14 protein-coding genes are annotated in these 11698 nt (G+C 48.0%); 13 read left to right on the top strand and 1 reads right to left on the bottom strand.

The features are described from left to right. Positions 1-43 precede the first annotated feature (43 nt). On the bottom strand, positions 44-1432 hold the full coding sequence (locus B3Z23_RS12870; RefSeq protein WP_294910652.1) for a PLP-dependent aminotransferase family protein: 1389 nt from the start codon (positions 1430-1432) through the stop codon (positions 44-46). A 462-nt stretch (positions 1433-1894) separates the two neighbouring features. Between B3Z23_RS12870 and B3Z23_RS12875 the strand changes: the two genes are divergently transcribed. The 13 genes from B3Z23_RS12875 to B3Z23_RS12935 are packed head-to-tail and all read left to right on the top strand — an operon-like array spanning position 1895 to position 11694. Next, on the top strand, positions 1895-2143 hold the full coding sequence (locus B3Z23_RS12875; protein WP_294910654.1) for a Flp family type IVb pilin: 249 nt from the start codon (positions 1895-1897) through the stop codon (positions 2141-2143). A gap of 52 nt (positions 2144-2195) precedes the next feature. Beyond that, positions 2196-2615, top strand: a complete 420-nt coding sequence (locus B3Z23_RS12880; RefSeq protein WP_294910656.1) for an A24 family peptidase — start codon at positions 2196-2198, stop codon at positions 2613-2615. 12 nt (positions 2616-2627) lie between these two features. Continuing rightward, the gene (locus tag B3Z23_RS12885) at positions 2628-3404 is read left to right on the top strand and encodes a hypothetical protein (RefSeq protein WP_294910659.1); all 777 of its coding nucleotides are present in this window, start codon (positions 2628-2630) and stop codon (positions 3402-3404) included. Further along, positions 3401-4759 carry a type II and III secretion system protein family protein gene (locus B3Z23_RS12890; RefSeq protein ID WP_294910661.1) on the top strand — a complete coding sequence of 453 codons (1359 nt, stop codon included), beginning with the start codon at positions 3401-3403 and terminating at the stop codon, positions 4757-4759. The genes B3Z23_RS12885 and B3Z23_RS12890 overlap by 4 nt, the downstream gene beginning before the upstream one ends. An 11-nt stretch (positions 4760-4770) precedes the next feature. Beyond that, the gene (locus tag B3Z23_RS12895; protein WP_294910663.1) at positions 4771-5196 is read left to right on the top strand and encodes a hypothetical protein; all 426 of its coding nucleotides are present in this window, start codon (positions 4771-4773) and stop codon (positions 5194-5196) included. 32 nt (positions 5197-5228) lie between these two features. Beyond that, a complete protein-coding gene (locus B3Z23_RS12900; RefSeq protein ID WP_294910665.1) occupies positions 5229-6359 on the top strand; it encodes a hypothetical protein in 1131 nt (376 codons plus the stop codon). Between the two features lie 2 nt (positions 6360-6361). Next, positions 6362-7633, top strand: a complete 1272-nt coding sequence (locus tag B3Z23_RS12905) for a CpaF family protein (protein ID WP_038018368.1) — start codon at positions 6362-6364, stop codon at positions 7631-7633. Between the two features lie 4 nt (positions 7634-7637). Continuing rightward, positions 7638-8573 carry a type II secretion system F family protein gene (locus B3Z23_RS12910; protein WP_294910668.1) on the top strand — a complete coding sequence of 312 codons (936 nt, stop codon included), beginning with the start codon at positions 7638-7640 and terminating at the stop codon, positions 8571-8573. 2 nt (positions 8574-8575) lie between these two features. Beyond that, the gene (locus B3Z23_RS12915; protein WP_294910671.1) at positions 8576-9427 is read left to right on the top strand and encodes a type II secretion system F family protein; all 852 of its coding nucleotides are present in this window, start codon (positions 8576-8578) and stop codon (positions 9425-9427) included. Positions 9428-9437: 10 nt separating this feature from the next. Beyond that, a complete protein-coding gene (locus B3Z23_RS12920) occupies positions 9438-10172 on the top strand; it encodes a tetratricopeptide repeat protein (RefSeq protein ID WP_038018370.1) in 735 nt (244 codons plus the stop codon). A gap of 20 nt (positions 10173-10192) precedes the next feature. Continuing rightward, positions 10193-10705 carry a TadE/TadG family type IV pilus assembly protein gene (locus B3Z23_RS12925; protein ID WP_294910674.1) on the top strand — a complete coding sequence of 171 codons (513 nt, stop codon included), beginning with the start codon at positions 10193-10195 and terminating at the stop codon, positions 10703-10705. Between the two features lies 1 nt (position 10706). Further along, positions 10707-11279, top strand: coding sequence for a tight adherence pilus pseudopilin TadF (tadF, locus tag B3Z23_RS12930; protein WP_294910677.1), 573 nt, complete (start codon positions 10707-10709; stop codon positions 11277-11279). A gap of 13 nt (positions 11280-11292) precedes the next feature. After that, positions 11293-11694 carry a hypothetical protein gene (locus B3Z23_RS12935; protein ID WP_294910679.1) on the top strand — a complete coding sequence of 134 codons (402 nt, stop codon included), beginning with the start codon at positions 11293-11295 and terminating at the stop codon, positions 11692-11694. Positions 11695-11698: the final 4 nt, after the last annotated feature.

Genomic DNA, 11698 nt, shown 5'->3' on the forward strand with positions numbered 1-11698 from the left:
TGATACCGGAAACCCTCTGACTTGTGTCAGAGGGTTTTTTTTATCAACAGACAGGGGCTGACATCAGAAGCTGATGGTTAATTTTCTCTATTTCATTAACGCTCAGTAAGCCAAACGGGTAAATCACACTTTGTTGGCTTTGTCCCTGCTCCCGGGGGGCATGACGAAAAATATCTAACGGAAAAAGAGTATGGTTAAGTAACTCTTCGGGGATTAACTTTACTTCGGCACGGAAAGTGAGAAAGCCGGCATTATTCAGTCCACAAGCCCGGGTTTCCGGCCACAGTTGTTGTATCCCCTTCAGTGCCAGAAGCGCTTTATGTTTTCGCGTTTGCAGGCTATCGGTCAGATATTTCATAAAATGTGATGAATCGAAAAATGCACTGAGCAGTGCTCTGGTCAGAGGATTAGTCTCACTATTCAGTAACGGCAGGTAACGCTGCATCAGCTGCATCAGCCTGACCGGCGCCGCGATACAGCAAATATTCATACCGTTACCGGTCAGTTCAGACAAATGGGTCAGGTAGATAATCTGCGGATCGGGATAATGCCGGCTGAGGGCTGGAATGACTGACTGACCAAATCCCAGCATCGCAGCACTATCATTTTCGATAATTAATGCATTGTGTCGGGCTGCCCACTGACAAAGTTTGTGCCGTCTCGTCATACTCAGGCAACTCCCGGTCGGGAACTGCAGTGCCGGAGAAGTAAAAATTAAATCTGCACCTTTTTGTGGAAACTCTTCGACCCGAATGCCCTGTTCATCCACCGTGACCGGAATAACCTGAAAGTTAAGGCAACGGAACAGTTCTTTTACGTTCAGCGGGCAGGGGTCTTCTACCAGAACGGTCACATTTTTTCGGGTGCTGGCCAACGTTTTGCCTATCAGTAGCAATGCTTCCTGCATTCCGGACAGCATCAGCAGGTTTTCGGGTTGTAATGAAATTCCTCTGGAGATCCGGATAAACCGGCACAGACTTTTCCTGAGTTGTCTGTCGCTGACCTCACTCTGATTCCATCCCGCGGGTTGTCTGGCTGAGCTATTATTGAGGCACCAGCGGCGAATAAAATGTTTTGGTAATTGCATTCGGTGGTGATGTTCGAGCCACTGATAAACACAGGTGGCCGGGCTTCTGCTATCTGTAAATTCTGGAATCCCCCCACTGACTGTATCGTCAACCAGTGGGTCGGGCGAGGGGTCTGCCAGTGCGGGGGTACCGGTGACCAGATAACCACTGCGTTCATGACCCTGAATATATCCCAGACTTTCCAGACTTTTATAAACCAGCATAACGGTGCCACGTGAAACTTTATAGCGATCACTCATCGTACGTATTGATGGCAGAAAATCGCCCCGTTTCAGGGTGCCAATAAAAATCATTTGACACACATCATCTATGATCTGTTGTTTAATGGTTTGTTTGTTCAGCATGTAAACATGTTCCCTATGAATATCACTGAATTATTCTTGTATAGATAACATGTAACCAAAGAATTTCGCAAGATAAATAAAATATTGTTACCAGTTTGTATTTAATTATTTTTCAGGTGTTATCATGAGGCTGTGAGATTTTTCTTTAAGGATGAATATCAGAAAGTAGTCAGGTAATAATAAACAAAGTGATGGAATATTCCTATGGGGAAATATATCGTAACGGTATATGTAATGTTATTGATTAACGGGTTTGGTCAGTAATTTCGGTAATATGTCCCGCCCTGGGCAGATTAATTTTAAAATAAGGCCAGTGACATTTTAAAATTTCAATTTTGTTACTTGTTTATCCCCGGGCTGAACGTATCATGAGGTCGTTAACCAGGGCGCCCGGTAACGCAGTATGAAGGATTATTGTTAACTATATTTAATAGATACTATCATATTTAAGGATGACTACTCATGATTAACCAACTGACCTCATTGTCACTGAAAGCACAGATCGCTGTGAAAGAGAGCGGGTACCGTGCATTCAAGGCGCTGTCTAAAGAAGATGGTGTTACTGCTATCGAATATGCGGTAATTGCGGTTGCTATCAGCGGTATGTTGCTGACCTTGTTTGGTTCAGATGATGCGGCATTCCTGAAGGCGATCAGAGAGAAATTTACCCTGCTGGGTGAAAATATCAGTAGCGCTAATGCAAAATCTTAACAGATAATTTAATTAAGGAGGTGTGACTGGCCTCCTTGTTTTGTAAAGTTATATGCTTATATTTCTTTATGGCCTTCTGGCCTTTGTGTTGTTATCAGTGTGCTATACCGATATTTCTTCCAGGAGAATAAAGAATACTGCGGTTGTCTTTATTGCGGTGTTGTCGTTGACGATATCTGTCGTTCAGGGAAACAGTATCAATATATTCTGGCCATTTATTACTCTGGTGTTGGGAATGTTTTTGGTGACCGTGAATGTTATCGGGGCCGGTGATATTAAACTTATTTCTGCGCTCAGCCTGTCTCTTCCTGCGAAGCAGATGGCTGATTTTATCTTCTGGATTACATTATCCGGAATACCACTGATTATTATTGTGGTTGCCTTACGACTGTGGCATCCGGGGAGCAAAAAAATGACTCTCCCCTATGGCGTTGCGATCAGTTGTGGTTATTTACTTCATCTTTTGGGATAAACAGGACATTCAGTGAACCAGAGACTATTGGTAATTTTGGCTGTTTTATTACTTATTGTCGGCGCATTTGGCTTGCTGATGAGTAACGGTACCCCGGAACCCACCGATACCCCGGTCTCCTACCGGCTGGTGAATTATTTTGTCAGTGAAAAAGACCTCCCCGCAGGTAGTTTGTTAAGAGATGAGGATTTAGCCATGAAAACCGAATCTTTGCCCGCGGACAACGCGACAGGGACAGAAATGACTGCCGAATCGCTGCGAGGCATGTTTCTGGTCACCGCAAAACGGCCTGGCGAGCGTATTTTTGCCGGAGATATTAGTCCGGACGATCCAAAGAATAAGCTGGCCGCCGCCAATATGATTCGCTACAACACGGTGATTAATGAGCGGTTTACCGGCGCCATACAGCAACTACGGCCGGGGGATTATGTGGATGTTTATTTACGATTTATGACCGAAAATACCCGGCCCCGGCGTAAGAACAGCGAAGGCATTTTGCAGGGAGAATCCTCGCTGAATTTATTTCGGATCTTCGAAGCCAGAAGGGTGATCAGTCGGCCGGAAAGAGCCTCATCATCGCTGCTGGAGCGTCAGTCATTGACAGAGAGCCGGGATGACAAAGCCACAGGCAGTCTGTCTCTCGATTTAGAGCTTAGCCCGGGCGATCTGAAAAGGTTGTATCTGGTCACCCAGAAATACGAAGTGATTCTTTTTCCTGTCACCCAGGATAAGGTTCAGCGGAAGGCTACCAGCGTAAAGCCAGCGACAGCTAAAGGAACAGCTAAATGAATTGCCTGACCCGACATTTACCCCGGTGTTATGGATTGCGGTTGTGGTCTGTCGCTTTGCTGCTGGCAGGCTTGCTGTTGCCGTTATCCTCTTTTGCCGAAACCCTGTACCTGTCGAAAGGGGGGGCCAGGACCCTAAAAATGAATACCGTGATTGATACCGTATTTACCACCGATCCGGAAATCGTCGATTACAACCTGATCAGTGACCGTGAAGTGGTGATCTATGGCATCCAGAACGGGATTGGCGAGATCCTGCTGGTACAGAATGATGTGACGCGCAAAATTAAAGTGGTGGTAGATCCGCTGGTAGGAAAACTGGCTTCTCAGATACAGGATCAGTTTCCCGGTTCCACCATTGAACTGAGGAAGGTCGGGGACAGCTATATTCTCGCCGGGGTTGCGGTAGATGAAGAGAGTCGCGACGCGATTTACCAGATAGTCGGTGAAGCGCTGGGAATGGAAGCCGAAATTAAAGATACCACCTTTACCACCGAGAATTCCGGTGAGTTAAAGATCACCGCGCTCAGGCAATTCCAGTACAAGAAACTGCAAAACCGTATGCGTCTTCCGCAGGCGAATCAGGTCAATGTCAAAATTTCGATAGTTGAACTGAACAAGACTTACAGTGACAGCCTGGGAATCGAGTGGGGGCAGGCACTGGACGTGGGCAACTTTGTCCTCAATAAACTGAAGTTTAATGCCAACGAACTGACGTCAATGATTCATGCGTTGGGGAATGAATCGGTGGCCAGAGTACTCGCCGAACCGAATTTGTCTGTTTTATCCGGAGAAACTGCAGATTTCCTCGTCGGGGGGGAAATTCCTGTGGTCACCAGTTCATCAAATGGGACTTCCGTGGAGTACAAAGAAATCGGGGTCAGGATGACCATCGGTGCCAAGGTCGAGAACAGCCAGAAGGTCAAGCTGATGATCTTTCAGGAGGTCAGTAATGTCGACTCTCAAAACACATCCACCAGCACCAATTATATTCTTCCTACGCTGAAGTCGCGTAAAGCCAGAACGACAATCGAGCTGGCAGACGGCGAGAGCTTTGTGCTGGCGGGTTTACTGAGCGAATCGGAACAGGAAGTACTGAAGAAAGTCCCCTTTATCGGCGATATTCCGGTGCTTGGCGCATTTTTCCGTTCTACGGCGGCTCACCGGGAGAAAACCGAACTGGTGGTGGTGGCCACGGTTAATCTGGTACGGCCTATCTCCTCCAGTCAGGTCACCTTACCGGCCTGGCAGCGCAGTAGTTTGCTGGAGCGCTACTTTAATATCAGTAACGTGAAAGGCAGCAGCGCAGAGAAAGGCGTAGTTAATTTTATAGAGCAGGGCGGTTTTATTTATTAGCGAGGCAGTGTATGCGGCAATGGATTCTGCTGTTTATAGGATTATGGAGTTGTGCCGCCACGGCCGCTCAGGGGTATCAGTTTCAGCTGAAAGGTCGCAGCGATATAGATCAGGAGATTCTGGTGTCTGAGGTCGTTTCCTTTCACCAGTTTCTCGGCGGTTCACTTTCTGTGCAATGGTATCTCAATGATGCCGATGCCCTGGCGGAGCGCATCAGGCAGCGGCTGATTAATGCCGGAATTTCGCCTAACCGGGTCCGGTTACAGAAAAAGCCGGTACAGAACACCACCTCACAAGTAGCGCTGGTGAGCATTACTCTGATTACCCAAAAAAATGATGCGTTATGTCAGTCGAGGAAAAGCACTTACCAGTTCGACAGTTACCCCGAGCTTGGCTGTGCGATAGACAATAACCTCAATACGTCATTGCGCCAGTAAACGACTGACTTACAGAGCGGCAGGGAGGCCGAATGCTGTTATTTTCCTCCAATGAGAAAAGCCAACAGACTGATAGCGAAAGTGTCCTGGTGATCGCTGCGGATACGCAGGTGATGGATAAAATTTGCGAGCAACTGACGATCCGGGATACCGGAGAAATTCGTCGTTTTTCCGGTTCGGTAACGCAACTGGAAAATTATACCGAATCCGCGGATGTCAACGTGGTGGTTTTTGAAGTCAGTGAAGCCGATACCCCCGAATCAGTCGCACAGCTGATGGAGTTGCATATTTCACGTACCGCAATCCAGATAGCTATTGGTCACCGGGATTCACTGATGCTGGCCGACAGTTATCTGCAACAGCGCATTTTTTACTGCCATTACCCGTCACAGCTTAACCGTATCGGATCGCTTATTGCGGCGAGAAGCCAGCCTGGCAGAGATGTGAACAGCGCAGTCAAAATGGCTATCCTGGGCTGCAAAGGGGGGATTGGGACTTCCTCTCTGAGTTATTACATCGCGGAAGATATTGCCAGACTGCGCCAGTCAGCCACCTTACTGGTGCAGGGCAGTGGAGGCAGCCGCAATCTGGATCTGATTTCCCGGGTTTCGATCAGCAATGAAGTCACGTTGTTGCAGAACAACTTCTATGCAATGTATGAAGAGAAAAACCATGCGTGGTATTTCAACAATCCGGTCTATGACCGTCATCAGTGCGTAATATTCGACTTCAGTGCCTATAACGCCTCTGACGAAGATATCGAAAACGTACTGACCCATTCTGATTGTGTATTACTGGTCTGTGACCGAAATCTGTCTTCTGTCCGTGTGGCGAAGAAAATCATTGAAGCCAATACCCATCTGCAAAGTAGTAATAACGGGATTAAACGGCTCTATCTCTGTTTTAACCAGCATCATCCGAAAGTGAGTGGCGAAGTCAATGCCCGTGAAGCCGGAGACCTGGTAGGACAGCCTGCGGATGTCGTAGTCCCTTATCTGCTGAAAGCCGGAGACCCTTCAATGTCGCTGGATTTCAGTGGTAAGCACAGAGCTACCCTGCAAAACATCAGTTATCTGCTGTTAGGCAAAAAAAGGACCGCTTCAGGAAAATCAACCTCGTTGTTTTCGGACCTGAAAAAACGGCTAACAAGGACGTCTGAATAATTATGAATCAAAAGTACGCAGAGCTTGCCCGGCAATTACGCAGTCTGGCCTTACCCAGGCTTGATCTCGATCAGATAGACAAAATGCTCGATGACCGTAATGCCCTGATCCGCGAAATATCTCAGGTTATCCACCGGACCAGCGTCGAGCACAGTCAGTACCTGCCTGCCGAAGAGACCCGTGAACTGGCATCGGCCATGGCGGATGAAATTCTTGGCGTCGGCCCGCTACGTGAACTGATGGAAGATGAGTCTGTCAGCGATATTCTGGTTAACGGTCCTGAGAATATTTTCGTAGAACGCAGTGGCAAGCTGGTTTTCACCGGTAAGCGTTTTGTTGATAACCAGCAACTGACGGATATTGCTAAACGTCTGGTCAGCCGGGTGGGCAGACGGGTGGATGAATCCCAGCCACTGGTGGATGCCCGTATGGCTGATGGTAGCAGGCTAAATGTGGTGATTAATCCGGTGGCGCTGGATGGTACCTCCATCTCTATACGTAAATTCAGCAATGTCTCCCGTACCCTGCGTGATCTGGTCAACTGGGGGGCGATGAGTGAGCAGATGGCCAATTTTCTGTCCATTGCGGTTCGTTGTCAGGGCAATATTGTGATTTCCGGAGGGACAGGTTCAGGTAAAACGACACTGCTCAATGCTCTGTCACAGCATATCAACAGTGATGAACGCATTATTACTCTGGAAGATGCCGCAGAATTAAAGCTGCAACAGCAACATGTGGTGAGGCTGGAAACCCGGATGGCCGGGGCAGAGAACACCGGCCAGATCACCATGCGGGATCTGATGATTAATACTCTGCGTATGCGTCCCGACAGGATCATTGTCGGGGAGTGCCGTGGCGGTGAAACGTTTGAAATGTTGCAGGCCATGAACACCGGACATGATGGTTCAATGACCACTCTGCATGCTAACTCACCGCGTGATGCGGTGGCCCGTCTGGAAAATATGGTCATGATGGCCAATCTTAGCCTGCCGATTGAGGCTATTCGCCGCAATATTACCTCGGCGGTTAACCTGATTATTCAGGCGAGTCGTCTACACGACGGGTCGAGAAAAATTACCCATGTGACCGAAGTGATGGGACTGGAAGGCGATACTATCGTATTACAGGACATCTTCAATTTCGCGGTGGATGACAGTGTGCAGGGGAAAGTGGTCGGGCGTTTTGTCACCCCTGGTCTGTCAGGCCGTTCCAGCGTCTACCAGCGTGCCAGAGAGCATGGGTGTGAAGACCTGTTAAAATCAGTCTTCGGGTGATCCGATGAACCTGATATTCATTTTACTGCTGGTTATGGCGGGACTCTTTCTGCTGATTGTTCTGCAGAGGAACAAGTTTACCCGCCAGTCGCTCTCTTATTCCGGACAGCGCAAACAGGTACTGATGTCGATTATCAGTCAGAAAACGGCCACGGTATCTGATGAAGCATCGCTGATGACACGGCTGAAATCCGGGACAGAAGAGCGGCTGTCTGCGATTTTTCGGGTGTTTCATGCCGGCAGCAGCGCCGCACTGATAAAAAATCTGCTGATTCCGGTGGTGGTGACGATGGCGCTACTGGCACTCAATGTACTGTACATCGGTTTTCCATTGAGTTGGGTGCTGGCCGTCGGGCTGTTTGCCAGTTACCTGGTCACGTACAAAATTTTGAAAAAACGTCGTTACCAGCAGTTCTCTGTTGATTTTAGTGAAGCGCTGACCACCATTGGCGGCGCGATTTCTTCCGGTCGGACATTTTTACAGGCTATGTCTGATTACAGCCAAAACTCCAACAACTCTCTGTCCCGTGAATTTACGGCAATTTCCCGTCGCCTGAATTTTGGGGAACAGGCCGAAGTGGTTTTTATGGAATCCTGGCGAAATTATCCCTACCGGGAATATTACTTTTTCATTGTCGCCATTCTGCTGAATATTAACAGTGGGGGCAGGTTGCGGGAAGTTCTGAACAAGTTGCAGCGCTCTATTTCGAACAGTATCGCGATGGAAAAAAAGATGCTGTCGATGACCTCTGAAATGCGAATGTCTTCAAAAATAACCGGAGCCATCCCGTTTGTGTTTCTGATACTGCTGAAATTTATCAGCCCGGAAAATTTCCAGTATGTACTGGAAGATGAGGATGGCCGGGTATTGCTGTATTACCTGATTGGCAGTGAGACTTTGGGGCTGCTGGTCATCAAATTTCTGATGAGGAAATTGTAATCATGAGTCCGATGCTGATTATGCTGATAACGGTTGTGATAGTGGTGGCCGGTAACCTGGTGCTTAACAAAGTCAGAGCCAGCAAGCTCAGGCAGGCGCTGGTGGTCGAGGATGCCACCGTGCACAAACTGAAAATACAGCAACTGAAAGATCACCATCATACCGAAATTGTTCTGGAACAGAACAATCCCTTGCTGAATCTCTACCGCAGGCTGGATGCCAATATAGCTTATAAAGGGATGATGTCACTGGGAATGTTTTTACTGATTATGCTGGCGGGCAAGCTGACCGGACAGTCCCTCAGCCGTGAATCGTTGTTGATGGCCGCCATGATAAGTCTGGTCACGACCATTATCCTGCCCGGTACGCTGCGTTCTTTGTTTGTAAAACGGCGGGTTAAAGTCCTGAGTTCTGAGTTGCCCTGGATGATTGAACTGCTGGCCATCAGCGTGCAATGCGGGATGACTATTGAACAATCCTTCCGGTTTTTATCTGACAAAATGTCCGGCATCAATCCGGATTTTGTCCCTTTTATCAACCGGCTGGTGCGAAGAACCGAAGTCAGTGGCCTGAGTTCGGCGTTAGACCATTTCTACCGCGAATTGCCTTCGGCAGAGACCCGCATGTTTTGTGCGATGTTGCAGCAAAGCCTGCAGTACGGATCGTCGATGTACGAACAACTGACCGAACTGGCCCGTGAAATAAGGGAAGTCCAGTTACTGGCCACCGAAGAAAAGATTGGTCAGCTTGGCGCAAAAATGAGTGTGCCGTTAATTCTGTTCTTTATGTTTCCGGTAATCATTATTGTTGCTGCACCGGGAGTCATGAGACTGATGGGACAAATGGGAAATTAATGACGTGAAAATGCTAAAACGGATAGCAACATCAGCAATGATATGTCTTCTGGCCGGTTGCAGTCAGCCTTCCACCACGGTAGCCGGTAAACGTTTTGCTCTGAATGAGGGAAAAGCAGACGAGCAACTATTGCTCAGGACCGGGAACTATTCCGGGCTTATCAAAATGAAGCAGCAGGAACTGAAGAAAAATAATTCACCGGAGACCCGCTATCAGTTGGCGGAATATTATTATCTGTCAGGTGATTTCAACTCTTCATTATTCCACCTGCAAAAATTACTGGCAGCTGGGGGCAGCCTGAAGGTGTATTTACTGGAGAGTAAAAACCTTAGTTCGTTAAAGAAATATAAAGAAGCCCTCAGTTTTGTGGCAATGGCTTTGAACAAAAATAAAAATAATGGTGAGGCGCTGAACCTGAAAGGGGTTATTCAGGCTGAAATGGGCGATCTTAAGGGGGCATTAGCCAGTTTTGAACTGGCACGCAATGCTTATTTCCAGGAAGAATCTGTGGTTAACAACATCGCCATGATTTATATCGTGCAAAAACGTTATCACGAAGCGGTACAGATGCTGTTGCCGGTTTATCTCAGGGGCTACCGTAATCCTCAGCTGGAACATAACCTGGCCTTCGCACTGGTGAAAACCGGTGATTTACGCTACGCCAAAGAGATTATTAAGCGCGGCAACTATGCCAAAAACCCGGATATGCTGGTGGCGGATCTTTTCAGGGTAGAAAGTTTCTGATGTTATTACCGGAGCAGGTTATGCGTATCATGATCAGAATGATAAAGCGTTTAGGGAACCGTGAACACGGATCTATCACCCTGGAATTTGCTTTTATATTTATTATTTTCGTCTTTTTTGTTTTTCTTATTTTTGAAGTCTGCCGGTATATGTATATCTCTGCCTCGGTAGATTTAACCTTAGCTGAAGCCGCAAGGATCACATCGCGCTCAGAAGAAATTGTGGACTACCCTGATTTATTCGCCCGAACGGTGGATGAACAAAGTGATCTGTTGTCGATGTTTATAGATCCTGATGAATTCACCTTAAAAATTACCTATTGCAGCTCTGTCAGTGCTGCCATGACAGGAAATTGCAGCAGCGGTAGTGGCAGCAAATATCCGCTGGCGATTTACAGCGCAAGCTACCGCTATCAGCCGTTACTGTTTAGCTATGATGATGACAGCAGTATCAGCCAGCTTCTCACCAGCCTGAATAAGCCAATTAGCCGGCGGCTGGTCTATGTACAGGAATATGAACGGGGAGATCAGTAACATGACATGGAAGAGAGTGCTGTTACGGCAGGGAAGATCGGAGCAGGGTTCTGTCATCGTTGAAGCTGCCTTTATTTTTCCTTTGCTGGTCATACTGGGTTGTGGAGCGATGGATTATGGGTTCTGGCTGCTGACCCGCAGTAAAGCCGAGCGGATAACGGCGTCTCTGGCCGCAGTGATCCGCGAGCGAACCACCCTTTATGAAGGGCGTGAGACCTTAACCACCACCGATGTGAACCAGCTGGTGAGTCTGGCCAAATATATGGCCAATGATAGTAGTGTCGATAAATTATGTGTGCAGGTGGAAAGCCTGAGTTTCAAAAGCGTCACCACCAGTCCTCAGGCCGATCAGTATCAAAAACTGACGGGCGGGGCCGCAAAGTGCTCCCCGGGGGTGACGCCACTGACCAGTTACAGTGAACTCTCACCAATGAGTATTCGTGGCCGATGGGTGCCGCTCTATCAGGTGACACTGAGTGTCCCCGCCCCCAGGGGGAGTATCTCCGCTCTGCTGAATCACCTGGAAGCACTGCCTGAGACTATTACGGTGTCTAATATCGTGCTGGTGCGCTAAACAGAGGCCGGAGATGAAAAGAGGCTTCCACGTGCTGTTGATCGGTAGCTGTTGTTTATCGGTGGCCGTGGCAGCGACAGGTAAACGTACAACACCTGCGGCTCCTGTGGCAGTCAGAGCCCAGGCTATCATTTTTATCGACAGTAATACTCCCACTGATATTCGTATTAGCCGGGAGATAAATCATCAGTTGTATCTGAGTCCGACTCTGGCACGACGACTGGCAGTCACGCTGATAGACATTAATCCGGCAGGATTCAGTCTGACAGGGGCAGCAAGATATCTGAAAGACCCGGCGGGAATCTGGGTAGAGAAATACCGGCCGCCAGGGATACCGGCTCTGTTTTGTCTGCAAGGCACCCGCCAACAATTTTACAATCTAACTACAGCGGAAGACATACGGAAATGTTTATAAAAAG

It is taken from the genome of Tatumella sp. UBA2305 (genome assembly GCF_002345795.1).
Classification (GTDB): Bacteria; Pseudomonadota; Gammaproteobacteria; order Enterobacterales; family Enterobacteriaceae; genus Tatumella; species Tatumella morbirosei.